Source organism: Streptomyces sp. NPDC111507 (genome assembly GCF_055638955.1).
Genome location: NZ_JBVKBU010000001.1, coordinates 161,001 through 179,649, shown reverse-complemented (window position 1 = coordinate 179,649; position 18,649 = coordinate 161,001). Strand labels below are relative to the sequence as shown.

At 69.9% G+C, this 18,649-nt stretch carries 21 protein-coding genes; 17 read left to right on the top strand and 4 right to left on the bottom strand.

What is annotated here, in order from left to right; genetic code table 11:
• Nucleotides 1-74 precede the first annotated feature (74 nt).
• The 8 genes from ACZ7M2_RS00840 to ACZ7M2_RS00805 all read left to right on the top strand — a co-directional run bounded on the left by ACZ7M2_RS00840 (nt 75) and on the right by ACZ7M2_RS00805 (nt 6,717).
• Nucleotides 75-836, top strand: coding sequence for a helix-turn-helix transcriptional regulator (locus ACZ7M2_RS00840; RefSeq protein ID WP_470054714.1), 762 nt, complete (start codon nt 75-77; stop codon nt 834-836).
• The gene (gene sufB, locus ACZ7M2_RS00835) at nt 833-2,257 is read left to right on the top strand and encodes a Fe-S cluster assembly protein SufB (protein ID WP_054235898.1); all 1,425 of its coding nucleotides are present in this window, start codon (nt 833-835) and stop codon (nt 2,255-2,257) included. Before ACZ7M2_RS00840 ends, sufB begins: the two co-directional genes overlap by 4 nt.
• A gap of 91 nt (nt 2,258-2,348) precedes the next feature.
• Nucleotides 2,349-3,530: a Fe-S cluster assembly protein SufD gene (gene sufD, locus ACZ7M2_RS00830; RefSeq protein ID WP_403693035.1), complete on the top strand. Its 1,182-nt coding sequence runs from the start codon at nt 2,349-2,351 to the stop codon at nt 3,528-3,530.
• On the top strand, nt 3,530-3,859 hold the full coding sequence (locus tag ACZ7M2_RS00825) for a bifunctional 3-phenylpropionate/cinnamic acid dioxygenase ferredoxin subunit (RefSeq protein WP_054235896.1): 330 nt from the start codon (nt 3,530-3,532) through the stop codon (nt 3,857-3,859). The genes sufD and ACZ7M2_RS00825 overlap by 1 nt, the downstream gene beginning before the upstream one ends.
• Nucleotides 3,860-3,866: 7 nt before the next feature.
• Complete coding sequence (gene sufC / locus ACZ7M2_RS00820) at nt 3,867-4,649, top strand: Fe-S cluster assembly ATPase SufC (protein WP_403693033.1); 783 nt, start codon at nt 3,867-3,869, stop codon at nt 4,647-4,649.
• Entirely contained in the window at nt 4,646-5,902 is a 1,257-nt protein-coding gene (locus tag ACZ7M2_RS00815) for a cysteine desulfurase (protein ID WP_054235894.1), read from the top strand. The genes sufC and ACZ7M2_RS00815 overlap by 4 nt, the downstream gene beginning before the upstream one ends.
• Before the next feature lie 15 nt (nt 5,903-5,917).
• Nucleotides 5,918-6,382, top strand: coding sequence for a Fe-S cluster assembly sulfur transfer protein SufU (sufU, locus tag ACZ7M2_RS00810; protein ID WP_352048574.1), 465 nt, complete (start codon nt 5,918-5,920; stop codon nt 6,380-6,382).
• Complete coding sequence (locus ACZ7M2_RS00805) at nt 6,379-6,717, top strand: metal-sulfur cluster assembly factor (RefSeq protein WP_054235892.1); 339 nt, start codon at nt 6,379-6,381, stop codon at nt 6,715-6,717. Before sufU ends, ACZ7M2_RS00805 begins: the two co-directional genes overlap by 4 nt.
• 69 nt (nt 6,718-6,786) lie before the next feature.
• Here the strand turns inward: ACZ7M2_RS00805 and ACZ7M2_RS00800 are convergent, their stop codons facing one another.
• Nucleotides 6,787-7,761 carry an AbfB domain-containing protein gene (locus ACZ7M2_RS00800; protein ID WP_471593608.1) on the bottom strand — a complete coding sequence of 325 codons (975 nt, stop codon included), beginning with the start codon at nt 7,759-7,761 and terminating at the stop codon, nt 6,787-6,789.
• 283 nt (nt 7,762-8,044) lie between these two features.
• Between ACZ7M2_RS00800 and ACZ7M2_RS00795 the strand changes: the two genes are divergently transcribed.
• The 4 genes from ACZ7M2_RS00795 to dapD all read left to right on the top strand — a co-directional run bounded on the left by ACZ7M2_RS00795 (nt 8,045) and on the right by dapD (nt 11,123).
• Nucleotides 8,045-9,049 carry a sulfotransferase family protein gene (locus tag ACZ7M2_RS00795; protein ID WP_471593607.1) on the top strand — a complete coding sequence of 335 codons (1,005 nt, stop codon included), beginning with the start codon at nt 8,045-8,047 and terminating at the stop codon, nt 9,047-9,049.
• 64 nt (nt 9,050-9,113) lie between these two features.
• Nucleotides 9,114-9,434 (top strand): DMT family transporter, encoded by a 321-nt coding sequence (locus ACZ7M2_RS00790; protein WP_352048571.1) that lies wholly within the window; start codon nt 9,114-9,116, stop codon nt 9,432-9,434.
• On the top strand, nt 9,434-9,973 hold the full coding sequence (locus ACZ7M2_RS00785) for a TetR/AcrR family transcriptional regulator (protein WP_450479507.1): 540 nt from the start codon (nt 9,434-9,436) through the stop codon (nt 9,971-9,973). Before ACZ7M2_RS00790 ends, ACZ7M2_RS00785 begins: the two co-directional genes overlap by 1 nt.
• Nucleotides 9,974-10,121: 148 nt before the next feature.
• Nucleotides 10,122-11,123, top strand: coding sequence for a 2,3,4,5-tetrahydropyridine-2,6-dicarboxylate N-succinyltransferase (dapD, locus tag ACZ7M2_RS00780; RefSeq protein WP_471593606.1), 1,002 nt, complete (start codon nt 10,122-10,124; stop codon nt 11,121-11,123).
• A gap of 176 nt (nt 11,124-11,299) precedes the next feature.
• Here dapD and ACZ7M2_RS00775 read toward each other — a convergent pair whose 3' ends face one another.
• Nucleotides 11,300-11,776 carry a hypothetical protein gene (locus ACZ7M2_RS00775; RefSeq protein WP_471593605.1) on the bottom strand — a complete coding sequence of 159 codons (477 nt, stop codon included), beginning with the start codon at nt 11,774-11,776 and terminating at the stop codon, nt 11,300-11,302.
• Between the two features lie 209 nt (nt 11,777-11,985).
• Between ACZ7M2_RS00775 and ACZ7M2_RS00770 the strand changes: the two genes are divergently transcribed.
• Nucleotides 11,986-12,390, top strand: coding sequence for a DUF1330 domain-containing protein (locus ACZ7M2_RS00770; protein WP_471593604.1), 405 nt, complete (start codon nt 11,986-11,988; stop codon nt 12,388-12,390).
• Here the strand turns inward: ACZ7M2_RS00770 and helR are convergent.
• Entirely contained in the window at nt 12,380-14,548 is a 2,169-nt protein-coding gene (gene helR, locus ACZ7M2_RS00765; RefSeq protein WP_471593603.1) for an RNA polymerase recycling motor ATPase HelR, read from the bottom strand. The genes ACZ7M2_RS00770 and helR overlap by 11 nt on opposite strands.
• A 412-nt stretch (nt 14,549-14,960) precedes the next feature.
• Between helR and ACZ7M2_RS00760 the strand changes: the two genes are divergently transcribed.
• Both ACZ7M2_RS00760 and ACZ7M2_RS00755 read left to right on the top strand, forming a co-directional pair.
• A complete protein-coding gene (locus tag ACZ7M2_RS00760; protein WP_471594493.1) occupies nt 14,961-15,521 on the top strand; it encodes a SigE family RNA polymerase sigma factor in 561 nt (186 codons plus the stop codon).
• Complete coding sequence (locus ACZ7M2_RS00755; RefSeq protein ID WP_471593602.1) at nt 15,518-16,720, top strand: WD40 repeat domain-containing protein; 1,203 nt, start codon at nt 15,518-15,520, stop codon at nt 16,718-16,720. Before ACZ7M2_RS00760 ends, ACZ7M2_RS00755 begins: the two co-directional genes overlap by 4 nt.
• On the opposite strand, the gene dapA is transcribed toward ACZ7M2_RS00755, so the two are convergent.
• Nucleotides 16,721-17,647 carry a 4-hydroxy-tetrahydrodipicolinate synthase gene (gene dapA / locus ACZ7M2_RS00750; protein WP_471593601.1) on the bottom strand — a complete coding sequence of 309 codons (927 nt, stop codon included), beginning with the start codon at nt 17,645-17,647 and terminating at the stop codon, nt 16,721-16,723.
• Nucleotides 17,648-17,814: 167 nt separating this feature from the next.
• On the opposite strand from dapA, the gene ACZ7M2_RS00745 reads away from it, so the two are divergent.
• Both ACZ7M2_RS00745 and ACZ7M2_RS00740 read left to right on the top strand, forming a co-directional pair.
• Entirely contained in the window at nt 17,815-17,961 is a 147-nt protein-coding gene (locus ACZ7M2_RS00745; RefSeq protein ID WP_471593600.1) for a hypothetical protein, read from the top strand.
• Nucleotides 17,958-18,626, top strand: coding sequence for a hypothetical protein (locus tag ACZ7M2_RS00740; protein ID WP_471593599.1), 669 nt, complete (start codon nt 17,958-17,960; stop codon nt 18,624-18,626). Before ACZ7M2_RS00745 ends, ACZ7M2_RS00740 begins: the two co-directional genes overlap by 4 nt.
• The last annotated feature ends 23 nt before the right edge of the window (nt 18,627-18,649 follow it).

The following is an 18,649-nucleotide window of genomic DNA, read 5'->3' as shown; positions in this document are numbered from 1 at the left end:
AAGTGATGTAGCGCACCGCCCGCCTCCGGGGGTGCGGCTTGTCAGGCTCCAGGGAATTACGCAACAATGGCGTTGTGAAAAACGTTGGCGAGGCTCGGGAGACCCCCACGGGGGCCCCTCAGGAGGAACTCGCGACCGGTGAGCGTTCGACGCGCAACCGTGTCGCGCGGTCCATCCTGGACCACGGCCCGTCGACCGTGGCCGACCTCGCGGGGCGGCTGGGCCTGACCCAGGCCGCCGTGCGCCGTCATCTCGACGCACTGGTCGCCGACGACGTGGTGGAAGCACGGGAGCAGCGGGTCTACGGAGCGCGTACGCGCGGCCGTCCCGCCAAGGTGTTCGCCCTGACCGACTGCGGCCGGGACGCCTTCGACCAGTCCTACGACAAGCTCGCCGCGGACGCGATGCGCTGGATCGCGGCGCGCGAGGGCGGGGACGAGGCGGTCGTCGCGTTCGCCCGCGCCCGGATGGCCGCCCAGGCCGAGGCGTACCGCAGGGCCGTCGAGGCCGCCGCGCCGGAGCAGCGCACCGAAGCGTTGGCCAAGGCCTTGAGTGCGGACGGGTACGCTGCTGCAGCGCGTAGCGCACCGGTCGGCGAGCAGCTCTGCCAGCACCACTGCCCGGTCGCTCATGTCGCCGAGCAGTTCCCGCAACTGTGCGAGGCGGAGACCGAGATCTTCTCCCAGCTGCTCGGCACCCATGTGCAGCGGCTGGCCACCATCGCCCACGGCGACGGTGTGTGCACCACGTTCATCCCCAAGATTTCCAAGATTTCCGAATCTGATTTCCCTAGCCACAACGCATCTGCAAGTACCGCCGGGAGGAACCCCGCATGACGCTCCCCATCGAGGAGACTGCCCACCCTGAGCTCGAGGGTCTGGGTACGTACGAATACGGCTGGGCCGACTCCGACGTGGCCGGTGCCTCTGCCAAGCGCGGTATCAACGAGGACGTCGTCCGCGACATCTCCGCGAAGAAGAGCGAGCCGGAGTGGATGACCAAGCTCCGCCTCAAGGGCCTGCGCCTCTTCGAGAAGAAGCCCATGCCCAACTGGGGTTCGGACCTGTCCGGGATCGACTTCGACAACATCAAGTACTTCGTGCGCTCCACGGAGAAGCAGGCGGAGTCCTGGGAGGACCTGCCCGAGGACATCAAGAACACGTACGACAAGCTCGGCATCCCGGAGGCGGAGAAGCAGCGCCTCGTCGCCGGTGTCGCGGCCCAGTACGAGTCCGAGGTCGTCTACCACCAGATCCGCGAGGACCTGGAGGAGCAGGGCGTCATCTTCCTCGACACCGACACCGCCCTCAAGGAGCACCCGGAGCTCTTCAAGGAGTACTTCGGCACCGTCATCCCGGTCGGCGACAACAAGTTCGCGTCGCTGAACACCGCCGTGTGGTCCGGTGGCTCCTTCATCTACGTGCCGAAGGGCGTGCACGTCGAGATCCCGCTCCAGGCCTACTTCCGTATCAACACGGAGAACATGGGCCAGTTCGAGCGGACGCTGATCATCGTCGACGAGGACGCCTACGTCCACTACGTCGAGGGCTGTACGGCGCCGATCTACAAGTCGGACTCCCTGCACTCCGCGGTGGTCGAGATCATCGTGAAGAAGGGCGCCCGCTGCCGCTACACGACCATCCAGAACTGGTCGAACAACGTCTACAACCTGGTCACCAAGCGCGCCGTGGCGTACGAGGGCGCGACCATGGAGTGGATCGACGGCAACATCGGCTCCAAGGTCACCATGAAGTACCCGGCCGTCTACCTGATGGGCGAGCACGCCAAGGGTGAGACCCTCTCCATCGCCTTCGCGGGCGAGGGCCAGCACCAGGACGCGGGCTCCAAGATGGTCCACATGGCGCCCAACACGTCGTCGAACATCGTGTCGAAGTCCGTGGCGCGCGGTGGCGGTCGTACGTCCTACCGCGGTCTGGTCGAGATCGGCGAGGGCGCCCACGGTTCGAAGTCGAACGTGCTGTGCGACGCGCTGCTCGTCGACACCATCTCCCGCTCCGACACCTACCCGTACGTCGACGTCCGTGAGGACGACGTGTCCATGGGCCACGAGGCGACCGTCTCCAAGGTCTCCGAGGACCAGCTCTTCTACCTGATGAGCCGCGGTCTGACGGAGTTCGAGGCGATGGCGATGATCGTGCGCGGCTTCGTCGAGCCGATCGCCAAGGAGCTGCCCATGGAGTACGCGCTTGAACTCAACCGGCTGATCGAGCTGCAGATGGAAGGCGCGGTCGGCTAAGACCCGCCGCCCGGAAAACAGCTGGTGGCCCGCCCCTTCCGGCGGGCCCGAGGATCTCAACCGACGCAGGAAAGAGAGCAGACCGACAGCCATGGCTGAGGCTCAGAACATCCCGGTGGGTTCCACCACCGCCGGACAGATCGCGGTGGCCGCCGAGTCGACCGTCGCCACGCGCATGAGCGCGCCCCCGTCCTTCGACGTGGCGGACTTCCCGGTCCCCCACGGCCGCGAGGAGGAGTGGCGGTTCACCCCGCTGGAGCGCCTGCGCGGGCTGCACGACGGGACCGCGGTGGCGAACGGCGACGGCCTGAAGGTCGACGTGGAGGCGCCCGCGGGCGTCGTCGTGGAGACCGTCGGCCGTGACGACGCGCGCCTCGGCCGGGCGGGCACCCCGGTGGACCGCGTCGCCGCCCAGGCGTACTCCGCGTTCGAGAAGGCCGGCGTGATCACCGTCCCCAAGGAGACGGTGCTCACCGAGCCCATCCGCGTCGCGGTGCACGGCGAGGGCGGGGTCGCCTACGGCCACCAGGTCGTGGAGCTCGGAGCCTTCGCCGAGGCCGTCGTCGTCATCGACCACACCGGTGACGCCGTGCTCGCCGCCAATGTCGACTACATCCTGGGCGACGGCGCCAAGCTCACCGTCGTCTCCGTCCAGGACTGGGACGACAAGGCCGTGCACGTGGGCCAGCACAACGCGCTGATCGGCCGGGACGCCACGTTCAAGTCGTTCGTGGTCACCTTCGGCGGCGACCTCGTGCGCCTGCACCCGCGCGTGGCCTACGCCGGCACCGGTGGTGAGGCCGAGCTGTTCGGTCTGTACTTCACGGACGCGGGCCAGCACCAGGAGCACCGTCTGCTGGTCGACCACAACACCCCGCACTGCAAGTCGAACGTCGCCTACAAGGGCGCGCTCCAGGGCGACGGCGCGCACGCCGTGTGGATCGGTGACGTCCTCATCGAGGCCAAGGCCGAGGGCACGGACACGTACGAGATGAACCGCAACCTGGTTCTGACCGACGGCGCCCGCGTCGACTCCGTGCCGAACCTGGAGATCGAGACCGGCGAGATCGTCGGTGCCGGACACGCCTCCGCGACCGGCCGCTTCGACGACGAGCAGCTCTTCTACCTGATGGCCCGCGGCATCCCCGCCGGCGAGGCCCGCCGACTGGTGGTCCGCGGCTTCTTCGCCGAGCTCGTGCAGCAGATCGGTGTCGACGACATCGAAGAGCGGCTCCTCGTGAAGATCGACGAGGAGCTGGAGGCTTCGGTCTGATGACTGCCTCGTCGACGTTCGTACGCGCCTGTGGGCTGAGCGAGCTGGAGGAGGACACCCCCAAGCGGGTGGAACTCGACGGCACGCCGGTCTCGGTCGTGAAGACCGAGGGGGAGGTGTTCGCGATCAACGACATCTGCTCGCACGCGAACGTCTCGCTCTCCGAGGGCGAGGTGGAGGACTGCCAGATCGAATGCTGGCTGCACGGCTCCGCGTTCGACCTGCGCACCGGCAAGCCGTCCGGCCTTCCCGCGACACGCCCCGTCCCCGTATACCCCGTAAAGATCGAAGGGGACGACGTACTCGTCTCCCTCACCCAGGAGTCCTGAGGAACCCATGGCAACGCTTGAAATCCACGACCTGCACGTCACCGTCGAGGCCGACAACGCCACGAAGGAGATCCTCAAGGGCGTCGACCTGACCGTGAAGCAGGGCGAGACGCACGCCATCATGGGCCCCAACGGCTCCGGCAAGTCGACCCTCGCCTACTCCCTCGCGGGCCACCCGAAGTACACGATCACCGGCGGCACCGTCACCCTCGACGGCGAGGACGTCCTGGAGATGTCCGTCGACGAGCGCGCCCGCGCGGGCCTGTTCCTGGCCATGCAGTACCCGGTCGAGATCCCCGGTGTCTCGGTCTCCAACTTCCTGCGCACCTCCGCCACGGCCGTCCGCGGCGAGGCCCCCAAGCTGCGCACCTGGGTGAAGGAGGTCAAGGAGACCATGGAGCGCCTCTCCATGGACCCCTCCTTCGCCGAGCGCAACGTGAACGAGGGCTTCTCCGGCGGTGAGAAGAAGCGCCACGAGATCCTCCAGCTGGAGCTGCTCAAGCCGAAGATCGCGATCCTCGACGAGACCGACTCGGGCCTGGACGTCGACGCCCTGCGCGTCGTCTCCGAGGGTGTCAACCGCGTCCGCGAGACCGGCGAGGTCGGCACCCTGCTGATCACGCACTACACGCGCATCCTGCGCTACATCAAGCCCGACTTCGTCCATGTCTTCTCCGGCGGCCGCATCGTCGAGTCCGGCGGCGCCGAGCTCGCCGACAAGCTGGAGAACGAGGGCTACGAGGCTTATGCGAAGCATGAAGTCGACACGAAGGGTGGCGCATCCGCGTGACACAGCTGCCGGGCCTCCTCGACACCGAGGCGATCCGCAAGGACTTCCCCATCCTGGACCGTCAGGTCCACGACGGCAGGAAGCTCGTGTACCTGGACAACGCGGCGACCTCGCAGAAGCCGCGCCAGGTGCTGGACGCCCTGAGTGAGTACTACGAGCGCTACAACGCCAACGTCCACCGCGGTGTGCATGTGCTCGCCGAGGAGGCCACGGCGCTGTACGAGGGCGCGCGCGACAAGGTCGCCGCGTTCATCAACGCGCCGAGCCGCGACGAGGTGATCTTCACCAAGAACGCCTCCGAGTCGCTCAACCTCGTGGCCAACATGCTCGGCTGGGCCGACGAGCCCTACCGGGTCGACCACGAGACCGAGATCGTCATCACCGAGATGGAGCACCACTCCAACATCGTGCCGTGGCAGCTGCTGGCGCAGCGCACGGGCGCGAAGCTGAAGTGGTTCGGTCTCACCGACGACGGCCGCCTCGACCTGTCGAACATCAACGAGATCATCACCGAGAAGACGAAGATCGTCTCCTTCGTGCTGGTGTCGAACATCCTGGGCACCGTGAACCCGGTCGAGGCCATAGTCCGCCGCGCCCAGGAGGTCGGCGCGCTGGTCTGCATCGACGCCTCGCAGGCGGCGCCGCACATGCCGCTGGACGTCCAGGCCCTCCAGGCCGACTTCGTGGCCTTCACCGGCCACAAGATGTGCGGTCCGACGGGCATCGGCGTGCTGTGGGGCCGCCAGGAGCTCCTGGAGGACCTGCCTCCGTTCCTCGGCGGCGGCGAGATGATCGAGACGGTGTCGATGCACTCGTCGACGTACGCCCCGGCGCCGCACAAGTTCGAGGCGGGCACCCCGCCGATCGCGCAGGCGGTCGGCCTCGGCGCGGCGATCGACTATCTGAACGCGATCGGCATGGACAAGATCCTCGCCCATGAGCACGCGCTCACCGAGTACGCGGTGAAGCGGCTCGGCGAGGTCCCTGACCTGCGGATCATCGGTCCGACCACGGCCGAGGACCGCGGCGCCGCGATCTCGTTCACCCTGGGTGACATCCACCCGCACGACGTGGGCCAGGTCCTGGACGAGCAGGGCATCGCGGTCCGGGTCGGACACCACTGCGCACGCCCGGTCTGCCTGCGGTACGGAATTCCTGCGACCACGCGAGCGTCGTTCTATCTGTACTCCACGCCGGCCGAGATCGACGCACTGGTGGACGGCCTGGAGCACGTCCGGAACTTCTTCGGCTGAGGGGCTGGCTGAGACGTGAAGCTTGATTCGATGTACCAGGAAGTCATCCTGGACCACTACAAGCACCCCCATGGGCGAGGCTTGCGGGATGGCGATGCCGAGGTGCACCACGTCAACCCGACGTGCGGCGACGAGATCACGCTGCGCGTGAAGTACGACGGCGAGCAGATCGCGGACATCTCGTACGAGGGGCAGGGCTGCTCCATCAGCCAGGCCTCGGCGTCCGTGCTGAACGAGCTCCTCGTCGGCAAGGACGTGTCCGCGGCGCAGAAGATCCAGGAGACCTTCCTGGAGCTGATGCAGTCCAAGGGCAGGATCGAGCCCGACGACGCGATGGAGGAGGTGCTGGAGGACGCGGTCGCGTTCGCCGGTGTCTCCAAGTACCCGGCCCGGGTCAAGTGCGCCCTCCTGAGCTGGATGGCATGGAAGGACGCGACGGCCCAGGCTCTGGGCGAGAGCGCCGAGAGGAAGACGGCATGAGCGAGAACGAGACCCTGACGATGAAGCCGGCCTCGGAGGAAGAAGTCCGTGAGGCGCTGTACGACGTCGTCGACCCCGAGCTGGGCATCGACGTCGTCAACCTCGGCCTGATCTACGGAATCCACATCGACGACGCGAACATCGCGACGATCGACATGACCCTGACGTCCGCGGCCTGCCCGCTCACCGACGTCATCGAGGACCAGGCCAAGTCCGCCACGGACGGCATCGTCAACGAACTGCGCATCAACTGGGTCTGGATGCCGCCGTGGGGCCCGGACAAGATCACGGACGACGGACGTGAGCAGCTTCGAGCGCTCGGGTTCAACGTCTGAGTCCGCGCACACCCTCGCACACGTCTGTGGCCCCCGGCGGTTCGCCGGGGGCCACAGGTGCTCCTGCGTTCAGGACCAGCCGTTCACCACACGGAACGCCGAGTCCGCGCGGAAGAGCTGACTGTTGTCGTCCCTGTCCAGGCGGAGCTGGAAGTTGCGGTGGCGCAGATAGCGGCCCGGGTAGTTGATCGACTCCAGCATGACGCCACCGGTGTACGGGGACGTCCGGGGGCAGAAGGTGGCGTCCTTCCGGAAGAGGTCGGAGCCGTCGTCGCGGTCGGCGCGCAGAAAGAAGTTGCGGTGGCGCAGATAGGCGCCGTCGGCGGTGGCGAAGGAGTAGCAGTTGGAGTTGCCGAGTCCCGCCACCACCTTGAAGCTGGCGTCCTGCTTGGTCGAGCCCGAACTGCCCGAATCCACCGGATCGAGCCGTACGAAGCCGTTGCTCAGATGCCAGTAGCGGTCCGGGTAGTTGACCGACTGGAGCGACTTCCGCGAGGAGACGGGCTTGGACTCGGGAGGCTTGCTGGACGAGGCGGTCTTCGACGGCTCGGTGGTGCCGGCGACGGGCTTGTCGTCGGACCCCTGTTCCGAGGGCCCCGGCGAGGCCGAGTCCGACGCGGTGGAGGTGGAGCCGGAGTGCCGCGGGGAGGACAGGGCGTTCTTGCCTGCCGGGGCCGTGGTGCTGCCGTCGGCCGAGGCGGAGAAGCCGGGTATGAACGGGACGTCGGTGTCGGAGGCGGTGTGGTTCGCCCGGTCCTTCGACGCGGCGTCAGTGTTGCTGTCCAGCACGGCGATCGCGGTCGCGGTGGCGATGAGTACCGCCACCGCGAGTCCGCCGGCCATCCACAGCCGTCGGGTTCCGGGCAGCCGTCCCTCGTCCGGGAACTCCCCGGACTCCCAGGGCACCGGCGGCTCGACGAAGGGAGGCAGTTCCGCAGGGTAGGGAGTGCCTTGGGGGGTGGGGCGCCAGGCGGGTTCCTCCGAAGTGGGCACGGGCTGGTCGGGCCCGGGCTCGGGTTCGGACTCTGGCGTTGTTTCTGGCATGCGCGTTCCTCCAGCGTCGCCCAAGGCGCACGCGGATTCGTCTACTGGTCTCAGCACAAGAGGGGGCGCAGGCACACGGAACGGCGGTAGCCGTGGAAACCCGGTGCGCGACTGGTGAAACAGTAGTGGACTTGGTGACTTCTGAGCAGCCGTTTCCCCACTGATCCCGGTGGCCCCACGGGGATTCATGGGGGTTCGTGGGATTTCATGGGCGTGGTGGCTTCACATTGCATTCTCAGTGTGATCCAAGTCCGGGCTCATCGGGGCGCGACAGCGTGAGGTCGTGTCCGCTTCTGTGCAACCCACCCCCACACGTCCGGTGTTCGTCCTCGGCTGCCCACGCTCGGGAACCACGCTTCTCCAGCTGATGCTGCATGCGCATCCACGGATCGCCCTGCCGCCCGAAACCCGCTTCGTGCTCCCCGCCTACGAAGGAAGGCTGGCGTTCGGCGATCTGGCGGAGCGCGACAACCGGGCCGGGCTCGCGCGCTGGATCACGGGCCGCAGGGAGACCCGCTTCCACGAGCTCGGGCTGGACGCCGGTCGCGTGGCCGAGCGGATCACCGACGGGCCGCCGACCCTCGGTTCGGCCCTCGGGATCGCGCTCCGGGCGTACGCCGAGGAACACGGCAAGGTGCGCTGGGGCGACAAGCGGCCCGCGTACGCCCTGCACGTGGCGGAGATCCTGCGGCTGTTCCCCGACGCGCAGTTCGTCCACCTCGTACGGGACGGCCGGGACTGCGTCGCCTCACTGCTGCGGATGCCCTGGTGGCACCAGGGATTCCATGAGGCCGTGGCCACCTGGGCACAGGTCGTGGACACCACCCGCAAGTACGCGCGCGAACTGGGCCCGGACAGCTGGTACGAACTTCGCTTCGAGGACCTCGTGGCCGATCCCGCGGGTCAACTCCGGGGCGTGTGCGGGTTCCTGGGCGAGGAGTACGCCCCCGGGATGACCGAGCCGCACCGCGTCGCAGGCATGGCCGTACCCGCCCGCAAGACCTGGCACCGGCGCACCCGCGGCGCACTGGACACCTCCCGGGCGGGCACCTGGACCACTGGGCTGACACCCGATCACATACGGCTGAGCGAGGCCGTGTTGGGCGACCGGCTGACCTCGTACGGCTACGAACTCGCCGGGGCCGTCCGCCCCGACCCCGCCGAACTGCTGTGCTACCGACGGGTGGAGGTGCTGCGCCGGGCCGCCCACGCCAAGCGGCGGACGCTCGACCGCCTGGCGCGGGTACGCGAACCGGGGCCGGTGGCCTGCCGGCCGGCTGCGGGGTGAGCTGTGGCGAGGGGCTCGCGCTCCTTGTGTACGCACGTACGCATCGATGCGTACACTCGTACACATGGGATACGCACTGCTCGCCGGAGCCATCGCCTCCGAGGTGGCCGCCACGACCGCCATGAAGTACAGCGAGGGCTTCAGCAGGCTCTGGCCCTCGCTGGTGACCGTCCTCGGATACGTCATCGCCTTCGTGCTGCTCGCGCAGTGCCTCAAGACCGTCCAGGTCGGCACGGCCTACGCGATCTGGGCCGGTGCCGGCACAGCCGTCATCGCCGCGATCGGCATGGTGTTCCTCGGCGAGGCGCTCAACCTCACCAAGGTCGCCGGGATACTGCTGATCATCGGCGGGGTCGTGGTGCTGAACCTCGGCGGGGCCCACTGATGGCGGCGCGCCGCTACGACCCCGAGCGGCGGCAGCGGATCATCGACGCGGCGATCCGGGTCGTGGGCGCCAAGGGACTCGCCGGGCTGAGCCACCGCACCGTCGCCGCCGAGGCCGATGTGCCGCTCGGCTCCACCACGTACCACTTCAAGACCCTCGACGAACTCATGGTCGCCGCGCTGCGCCAGGCGAACGAGGGCTTCGCCAAGGTGATCGCCGCGCGCGGCGCGCTGGAGGACCCCCGAGCCGACCTCGCCGGTGAACTCGCCGGGCTGATGGGGGAGTGGCTCGCGGGCGACCGTACGGGGGTGGAGCTGGAGTACGAGCTCTACCTCGCGGCGCTGCGCCGACCCGCCCTGCGCCCCGTCGCCGCCGAATGGGTCCAGGACCTCGCCGAACCCCTCGCCCGCCGTACCGACCCCGTCACCGCGAGGGCGCTGGTGGCGCTGGTGGACGGAATCTGTCTGCAGGTGCTGCTGACGGGGGCCTCGTACGACGAGGGGTATGCGCGGGAGGTGCTGGGGCGGCTGATCGGCTGAGGGGGAGGGCCGGCGCGGGGGCACGCGCGGGGTGCGAGGGCCGGGTCCTGCCGGGTGTCCCGCGGAGGGGGCGTACGGGGCGCCCGGCACGTGAGATGGCGGGTGTACCGGTTCGCTCGTGCGCCCCGGGCCACGTTAGGTTTCACCCATGACCGACACGACTGCTACTCGCACCACCGGCGCCGTCGCCGCCGGCCTCGCCACCCTCACGGCCGACGGCACCGTCCTCGACACCTGGTTCCCCGCGCCCGAGCTGTCCGCTGTGAATGCCGAGGGCCCCGGCCCGTCCGGCACCGAGCGGCTGTCCGCCGAGCGTGCCGTCGAGCTGCTCGGCGACGGCGCCGCCAAAGCCATCGGGCCCGACGCCCGCCGGGGCGTCGAAGTGGTCGCGGTCCGCACGGTCATCGCCTCACTGGACGAGAAGCCGATCGACGCGCACGACGCCTACCTGCGCCTGCACCTGCTCTCGCACCGCCTCGTGAAGCCGCACGGCCAGAGCCTGGACGGCATCTTCGGTCACCTCGCCAACGTCGCCTGGACCTCGCTCGGCCCGGTCGCGGTGGACGACGTCGAGAAGGTGCGCCTCAACGCCCGCGCCGAGGGCCTGCACCTCCAGGTGACGTCCATCGACAAGTTCCCGCGCATGACCGACTACGTCGCCCCCAAGGGCGTCCGGATCGCCGACGCCGACCGCGTCCGGCTCGGCGCGCACCTCGCCGAGGGCACCACCGTCATGCACGAGGGCTTCGTGAACTTCAACGCGGGCACGCTCGGCACGTCGATGGTCGAGGGCCGCATCTCGGCCGGTGTCGTGGTCGGCGACGGCTCCGACATCGGCGGCGGCGCCTCCACCATGGGCACCCTGTCCGGCGGTGGCAACGTCCGCATCACCATCGGCGAGCGCTGCCTGATCGGCGCCGAGGCGGGCGTCGGTATCGCCCTCGGAGACGAGTGCGTGGTCGAGGCGGGGCTGTACGTCACCGCGGGCACCCGCGTGACCATGCCCGACGGGCAGATCGTCAAGGCCCGGGAGCTGTCCGGTGCGTCGAACATCCTCTTCCGCCGCAACTCGGTGACCGGAACCGTCGAGGCGCGGCCGAACAACGCGGTGTGGGGCGGCCTGAACGAGATTCTGCACAGCCACAACTGATCACGGGTGGCCGTGACCTGCGGCCGCCCCCTCGATCAACGCCCTGACCTGCTGCCGATCTGTCGGCGGCTGTCGACGCTGGTCACCATCGAGCGCCCTTCCACGGCCCCAAGGCGGCCGGGAGGGCGCTCGCTGCCACTCCAGGCACCCGTCTTCATGCCTGCGCCGGCTCGGCCTCAGCAGCGTCGGAGCGGCTCAGCCGGCACTGCACGCGGATCTTTCAACGCCGCGTATGCGCGCTCGACCTCGCCCAGGTACTGCTCCAGGCGGAAGCGAGCCTCCTCGACCACGGTGCCATCGAGGCCCTGGTACATCAGGTCGGACCAGAGGACCGTCTCGCCCCGGAGCCGGACCCGGATGGTCAGCCTGTCCGGCCCTGGCTCGGGCTGCTCCTGGGCCGCCACATCCACCGTGCGCGGCCTGTCCGTCGGACAGAGCGGTCCGCCCGGGCGGAGCAGCCGCCTCGGATCGAGGCCGGCCATTCTGCTGTCGCTGCGCGCGACCACGTCGAGGCCGTCGACGAAGAGGTACGTGTGCACGGCAGCACACGCCGGCGGCCCAGGACACGCGCTGATGAGCAGCGTGCTCGCCGCACCGTCGCTCGGCCCGTCGGGCACGGCGGCCCTCAGCTCGCGCGGCGACCTACGCGGCATCCGCCTGATGTGACGTCATGGGCCGATCCTATCGGCCGCGCCGCACCAGTTCGGAAGAGCGCGTTCCTCGTCGGTCGCCGTCGGATCGGGCATGCGCGCCGGCAGTCCGCGCCGCGGGCGGGGGCCCCTTACCTCTCAGGTCATCGACCGGGGTGCGCCCGCACGCCAGGCTTCCAGCGTACGGAGCCCGGCCGACCGGAAGGACCACCATGCCCGCCTACGCCATTGCTCACCTGCAAGAGGCCGCCCCGCACCCGGAGATCGCCGAGTACATCGAGCGCATCCCCACCACCTTCGAGCCGTACGGCGGACGCTTTCTCGTGCATGCCGCGCAGCACGAGGTGAAGGAGGGCAGTTGGCCCGGGCACGTCGTCGTGATCGGGTTCCCGGGGATCGCCGAAGCGCGGGCCTGGTGGGACTCACCCGCGTACCAGGACATCGCACCCCTGCGGTCGCGGCACATCGACGGCGAGATCATCCTGGTCGAAGGAGTCCCCGAGGATTACGACCCGACCGCCACCGCAAAGGCGATGCGGGCGGCCCTGCCCGCGGAGCAGTCCTCGGGCACTGAGGGTTCGTCATCGGGCGCGGGGAACGGCTCCATCAGCTCGTGAGGACGACGAGTTGCCGGGTCGCCCGGGTCATCGCGACATAGCGGTCGACCGCTCCTTCGATGCCTTCGCCGAACGCCTCCGGGTCGATGAGGACGACCAGGTCGAACTCGAGCCCCTTCGACAGCTCCGGGGTCAGCGAACGGACACGGGACGTCGTCCGGAAGGAGGGATCACCGATGACGCAGGCGATCCCGTCGGCGTGCGTGGCGAGCCAGGTGTCGAGGATCGAACCCAGATCCGCGGCGGATCCGTGGACGACGGGAACGCCGCCGCTGCGGATCGAGGTCGGCACATTGGCGTCCGGGAGCACGGCCCGGATGACCGGCTCGGCCTCCGCCATGATTTCTTCCGGCGTCCGGTAGTTGATGCTCAGGGAGGCCGACTCGATCCGGTCGAGCCCGATCCGCTCGAGCCGTTCCCGCCACGACTCCGTGAATCCGTGCCTGGCCTGGGCGCGGTCCCCGACGATGGTGAAGCTCCGGGACGGGCACCGCAGCATCAGCATCTGCCACTCAGCGTCGGTGAGCTCCTGGGCCTCGTCCACGACGATGTGCGCGAACGGGCCCGCCAGCAGGTCCGGTTCGGTGCCGGGCAGCGCGCTCTCGTCGACCAGGGTGTCGCGCAGGTCCTGTCCGTGCAGCATGCCCAGCGCGCCCTCGCTCTCGTCGATCACGACGTTCTGCAGCAGGCTGTCGATGACGTCGGCCCTGCGCGCGCGTTCGGCGGCCACGGCGGCTTCGTTGCGACGCTTGCGCCGTGCCGCCTCCGGGTCGCCGAGCCGCTGCCGTGCCGCGTCCAGGAACGGCAGGTCGGACACCGTCCAGGCCTGGGCGTCCGCGCGCTGCAGCTTCCGGACCTCGTCGGGGCCGAGCCAGGGTGCGCACGTGCGCAGGTAGGCGGGTACCGACCACAGATCTGACACGAGGTCGGCCGCTTCGAGCAGCGGCCACGCGCGGTTGAAGGCCAGGAGCAGCTCCCTGTTCCGCTGCAGCGACGCGCGGAGCAGGTCGGCCGAGACGTCGTCGTCATGCGCCGAGGCGTCGTCGTGCCTGTCCACCAGAATCGTGAGCAGTTCTTCCCAGACCTGGTCGCGGGCCTCGTTGTGCGGAGTACCGGGTTCCGCCGCTTCGAACGCCATGGCCCAGTCGTCGGCGCTCAGCCAGATGTCGGACCAGTGGGTCGTGACCGTCATCCCCTCGGTGGGCGGCTCCTCGTAGAACCTGACGGCCGTCTCGATCGCCTTCACCAGGTTCGTGGACGACTTCAGGGCGGCCACGTCCGGGTCGGCCTCGATCGTCGCCGCGGCTCCCTCGGCGACGAGGTCCCGCAGGACGCACGTCTGCACGCCCTCCTCTCCGAGGCTGGGCAGGACGTCGGCGACGTACGCCAGGTAGGGCCGGTGCGGACCGACGAACAGTACGCCGCCCCGGCGGTGACCGAGGCGCGGGTCGGAGTGGAGGAGGTAGGCGGAGCGGTGCAGGGCGACGACCGTCTTGCCCGTACCCGGGCCGCCGTCGACGACGAGAGCGCCGCGTGATCCCGCGCGGATGATGGCGTCCTGGTCGGCCTGGATGGTGCCGAGCACGTCCCGCATCCGCCCCGACCGGTCTCCGCCCAGGCTGGCGATGAAGGCGGACTGGTCGTCGAGCGCGGCGTGCCCGGCGAACCCGTCCGAGGTGAACACCTCGTCCCAGTAGTCGCCGATCCGGCCGCGCGTCCAGCGATACCTGCGGCGGCTCGCCAGCCCCATCGGGTTGGCGTGGGTGGCTCCGAAGAACGGCTCGGCGGCAGGGGAGCGCCAGTCGATCAGCAGCCGACGCCCCGTGCTGTCCGTAAGGCCGAGTCGTCCGACGTACACGGGCTCGGGGCTGTCCGCGCCGACCATGTGCCCCAGGCACAGGTCCAGACCGAAGCGACGCAGTGCGCGCAGGCGAGCGGTCAGCCGGTGGATCTCGATGTCCCGGTCCATCGCCTGCCGGCCGAGGCCGCCGGGCGCCCGGCGCGCGGCGTCGAGGCGGTCGGTCAGCTCGGTGATCGACTGCTCCAGGCACTCCGCGAGGGCTGCGAAGTACTGCTCGTCGCCGGAGATCAGTGTCGGGTCGGCCTTGGCACAGAGGCGGTCGGGAAGGTCGAACGCGCTGGTGGTCAGGGGGTTCACGTCGTTGGCTCCGAATGCTGCGAAGGTGAGGTCGCTCGTGACCCTTGCGCGCGGCAAGGCGTGTGGACCGGTGGGTGCGGGTTCTCGTGTGCGGGGTTGTGACGGGGCGGTCCCGTGGGGTTCATGCGGACATGCGGCGCTACCGACTCCTCGTCGATTCCGGCCTCGGCCGGAGATTCTGCGGCACGACGGGGGCCTTGCCGCAAGCCCCCCGGTGCGCTATAAGTTGAGAGTGGCAAGGAGTGGGTCATCACCTCCTTGCCTTTTCTCTTGTCGCCTTTCTCTCTCATCCGCCGTGGAATTGATCGTGGCCCCGGGGCATAGCGGCGGGCGGTCACACGCGTCACAAGGGGGTACAGGGGCGGGCCGTGAGGGCCGTCGGAGCAGACCCTCGGGGAAGACGTAGGTGACGATGGATGCCGAAGCGCAGAAGAGCTTCCGGGATTTCGTGGCGAATCGGTCGTCCACGCTGTTGAGGACGGCCGTGCTGCTCAGCGGCGGCGACCGGCACGCCGCCGAGGATCTGCTGCAGAACGCCCTGATCAAAGCCGCGGGGCGATGGCACCGGATCGACGAACCCGAGGCGTACGTACGGCAGGTCCTGTACCGCCAGCAGGTGAGCCGCTGGCGGCTGAAGTGGCCCCGGCGCGAGTTGAGCGTCGCCGAGCCGCCCGAGGGCGGGTTCCACGACACGGACGCCTCGTCCGCCGCGGAGTTGCGGGTCGTGATGCGGGGGGCGCTGGCCCGGCTCACCGCCCGGCAGCGCATCGTGCTCGTCCTGCGCTACTTCGAGGACCTGCCCGAGGCCGACGTGGCCCGCCTCCTCGGCTGCTCCGTCGGAACCGTACGGTCCACCACCCACCGCTCGCTCGCCCGGCTGCGCGCCCTCGCCCCCGAACTGGCCGCACTCGGCCCGGGCGACGACGAGCGGCCGTCGTCCCGTGACTTCTCGCCGCTGGAGGTGCGCCCGTGAACGTCGACGACCTCGTCCGAGACTCCTTCCACGAGCAGGTCGCGGATCTCGCCCCGCCGCCCGTGGACTTCGCCGACCGGGTACTGGCCGTGCGACGGCGCCGCCGGACCCGCACGATCGTGTCCGCCGCCGTGGCCACCGCCGCGGCGGTCGCCGTCGCCGTCGCGATGCCCGTGCTGGGCACCGGCAAGGACGACGTGCGCCCGGCGAACGTCCTGAACGAGAACGACATCATCGCCCACCCCGGCCAGACCCCACCGCGCGACCTGATCGCGGCCGGGGGAGTCGCGCTGGCCGCGTACTACACCCAGACGAACGTCAAGCTGTCGGCCACGCACCACGCCGACGTCCGCACGTACTGGCTCCTCGACGCGCGCACCCGTACGTACGAGAAGACGAAGTGGTCGTTCGTGGCGGTCGCCCCCGGCCTGCGGACCGCCGCCGTCCTGGAGCGGACACTGCCCGCACAGCGGATCGGTCTGCTCAACCTGCTCACCGGCAAGGTGGAGCGCTGGATTCCGGTCGACCACACCGTCGGAGCGGTCGCGTTCTCGCACGACGGCCGCAAACTCGTCGCGACGACCTACAAGAAGAACCCCGATCTGCATGTCACGCCGAAGGACGATCAGGGCAGCCCCTGGCCGAACTTCCAGGAGCCGGGCCGGACCGGCTTCTACGTCGTCGATGTCGCTTCCGGTGAGGCGGCGTCCTGGAACGAGGTGTCGCCCGGCGACGGCAGTGGCCTCAACGACCGCCAGGACTTCGGCTTCAGCCACGACGGAAACCTGGTCTACACCGGGTTCACCACGACACCGGGCCAGTACTTCTACGACTTCCGGGGCCACCAGGTTCCAGCGCCCGCGAACGAGAAGCACCTGCCCTGGTACGTCGACGCGCGGCTGTCCCCGGACGGCAGGCGCGCCGCGGGCGACTTCGCGGGCGGCGCGAAGAACACCGCCTCCGCGATCCTGGACCCCGTCACCGGCCGGCGGATCACGACCGTACGCGGGCAGGAACTGCTCGCCTGGGTCGACAACAAGCGCCTGATCGCCTGGGACATCACGCCGGGCTCGAACGAGTTCCACAACCGGCTCGTGGTCGTCGCCCCGGGCAGCGGCAAGGAGGTACCGCTGAGCGGATTCCGGGGTGGCCAGGACGGCGCCGCCGGGCGCTGGACACCGGTCTTCGCCAGGCGCTGATCAGGCGGCCGCCAACTCCTCGTACGCCGCCAGCAGTCCGTCGGCCACCTCCCGGCCGGCGGGCCGCAGCGGCGGGCGGACCGGACCCGCGGGCAGGCCGAGCCGGGCGAGCAGGGCCTTGGCCGTGACCGTGCCGGGCAGGCCCGACGACATCATCAACTCGATGAGCGGGACGGCGCGTTGTTGCCGACGGGCCGCCTCCGCCGTGTCCCCCGCCTCGAACGCGTCGAGGATCGCGTGGAAGGCGCCGGGTGCGGCGTTCGCCACCGTGCTGATGTACCCGGTCCCGCCGACCGCCCGCAGCGCGAGCACCTGCTCGTCGCAGCCCGCGTAGTACGCCAACTCCGTGCGGGCCAGCACCTTCTGGGTGCCGAGGAGGTCGTACGCGCAGTCCTTGACGGCCACGATCCGGGGGTGCTCGGCGAGCCGGATCAGGGTGTCGGGCTCGATACGGGTGCCGGTGCGGCCGGGAATGTCGTACAGCGTGAGCGGCAGTCCGGTGGCGTCGGCGATCTCCCGGAAGTGGGCCTCGACGGCGTCCTGCGGAGGCCTGCTGTAATACGGCGTCACGACCAACAGGCCGTCCGCGCCCGCCTTTTCGGCCGCCAGGGCCAGTTCGACGGTGTGCCGCGTGTCGGCGGTGCCAACGCCCGCGACGATCACGGCCCGGTCGCCGACCGCCTCGCGCACGGCGCGTACGAGCGCGGACTTCTCGGCGTCGGTCGTGGTCGGGGACTCGCCCGTGGTGCCGGACAGGACCAGGCCGTCGCAGCCCGCGCGGACCAGCCGGTCGGCGAGCCGCCCCGCCCCGTCGAGGTCGAGCGCGCCCGCGTCGGTGAAGGGCGTGACCATCGCGCAGAGCGCACGGCCGAAGGGAGGGGTGGGGGAAGAAGCGGGGGGAGGGGCGGAGGGGGCCGAGGTCGTCATACGCGTAGTCTCGGCAACTCCACTGTGAAGCTCCACTTAATTCTTCTACGAGGTAAAGGAAAGCGTTGCTACCAGGTGGCCGCTTTCGTGAGGCCCTGGTGCCAACCCGGCCCCTCATGGGTCACCATGGCGGGGACGGAAGTCGACGGCAGATCGCGGGAGGCGTCATGAGGCTGGGCAAGGCACTCGCCACCGGAGTCGCGCAAGAGCGGACTCGCGCGGACGAAGACAATCTCCCACTTCCCGAGGAGCTTCCCGAAGCGGTCGAGGAGCTGGAGACGTCCGCGCCCGAAGAGGTCCCGGTCGCCCGATGAGGCTGCGGCTCCCCGAGGAACGCCCGACGGAGCCGCCGACCGGATACAAGATCGCCCACCCGGTGCTGTCCCAGGACGGCACCCGGGCCGGGTTCACCGGCGTCTCCCTGGGCGGCGCGGTGCCGTACGGAGTGCTGGACGAGGCGCGCTGCGTCTACGGGCTGCGGCACCGGGCGCCACACCGCCGCTGCGACTGCGGCTTCCACTGCGTGCACGACTCGGCCGCGGCCGAGGCCATGCTCTGCACCGCCGAGCACCGGGCGGCCGTCCTCCTGGAGGTCTCCGTCCTCGGCTCCTACATCCGCTTCGAACAGGGGTTCCGCTACGCCCGCCAGCGGGTGCGGAGCGCGACGGTCGGTCCCTGCGCCTGCGGCGCGGTGGCCGCCGCGCTCGGGGACGCGGGCTGGGGGCGCCCCGGCTGGCGCGCCCTCGCGGCGGCCTGCGCGGGCTGCGTACGCGGTCGTACGTCCCTGTCGTTGGCGGGGTTCGCGCGGCTGGCCGGTGACGGGCTGCGGGTCCGCGCCGGGAGCGGGGCCGTGGTCGGGGATCTGCCGGCCGGGCTCGGGGTGTCCGAACTCGTGGCCGAGGCGGCACTGCTGCAGGCCCGGCTGGACTGGTTCCAGACCCAATTGGCACGTCTCGACGAGGGGGGCCCGCAGGGCTGAGTCGCCTTCTCCGACGACTTGTT

What these genes read in the sequence shown, in the direction of transcription:
- sufB (WP_054235898.1), top strand. Translation starts at nt 833, where the DNA reads ATGACGCTCCCCATCGAGGAGACTGCCCACCCTGAGCTCGAGGGTCTG.
- sufD (WP_403693035.1), top strand. Translation starts at nt 2,349, where the DNA reads ATGGCTGAGGCTCAGAACATCCCGGTGGGTTCCACCACCGCCGGACAG.
- ACZ7M2_RS00825 (WP_054235896.1), top strand. Translation starts at nt 3,530, where the DNA reads ATGACTGCCTCGTCGACGTTCGTACGCGCCTGTGGGCTGAGCGAGCTG.
- sufC (WP_403693033.1), top strand. Translation starts at nt 3,867, where the DNA reads ATGGCAACGCTTGAAATCCACGACCTGCACGTCACCGTCGAGGCCGAC.
- ACZ7M2_RS00805 (WP_054235892.1), top strand. Translation starts at nt 6,379, where the DNA reads ATGAGCGAGAACGAGACCCTGACGATGAAGCCGGCCTCGGAGGAAGAA.
- ACZ7M2_RS00800 (WP_471593608.1), bottom strand. Translation starts at nt 7,761, where the DNA reads ATGCCAGAAACAACGCCAGAGTCCGAACCCGAGCCCGGGCCCGACCAG.
- ACZ7M2_RS00790 (WP_352048571.1), top strand. Translation starts at nt 9,114, where the DNA reads ATGGGATACGCACTGCTCGCCGGAGCCATCGCCTCCGAGGTGGCCGCC.
- ACZ7M2_RS00785 (WP_450479507.1), top strand. Translation starts at nt 9,434, where the DNA reads ATGGCGGCGCGCCGCTACGACCCCGAGCGGCGGCAGCGGATCATCGAC.
- dapD (WP_471593606.1), top strand. Translation starts at nt 10,122, where the DNA reads ATGACCGACACGACTGCTACTCGCACCACCGGCGCCGTCGCCGCCGGC.
- ACZ7M2_RS00775 (WP_471593605.1), bottom strand. Translation starts at nt 11,776, where the DNA reads ATGCCGCGTAGGTCGCCGCGCGAGCTGAGGGCCGCCGTGCCCGACGGG.
- ACZ7M2_RS00770 (WP_471593604.1), top strand. Translation starts at nt 11,986, where the DNA reads ATGCCCGCCTACGCCATTGCTCACCTGCAAGAGGCCGCCCCGCACCCG.
- ACZ7M2_RS00760 (WP_471594493.1), top strand. Translation starts at nt 14,961, where the DNA reads ATGGATGCCGAAGCGCAGAAGAGCTTCCGGGATTTCGTGGCGAATCGG.
- dapA (WP_471593601.1), bottom strand. Translation starts at nt 17,647, where the DNA reads ATGACGACCTCGGCCCCCTCCGCCCCTCCCCCCGCTTCTTCCCCCACC.
- ACZ7M2_RS00745 (WP_471593600.1), top strand. Translation starts at nt 17,815, where the DNA reads ATGAGGCTGGGCAAGGCACTCGCCACCGGAGTCGCGCAAGAGCGGACT.
- ACZ7M2_RS00740 (WP_471593599.1), top strand. Translation starts at nt 17,958, where the DNA reads ATGAGGCTGCGGCTCCCCGAGGAACGCCCGACGGAGCCGCCGACCGGA.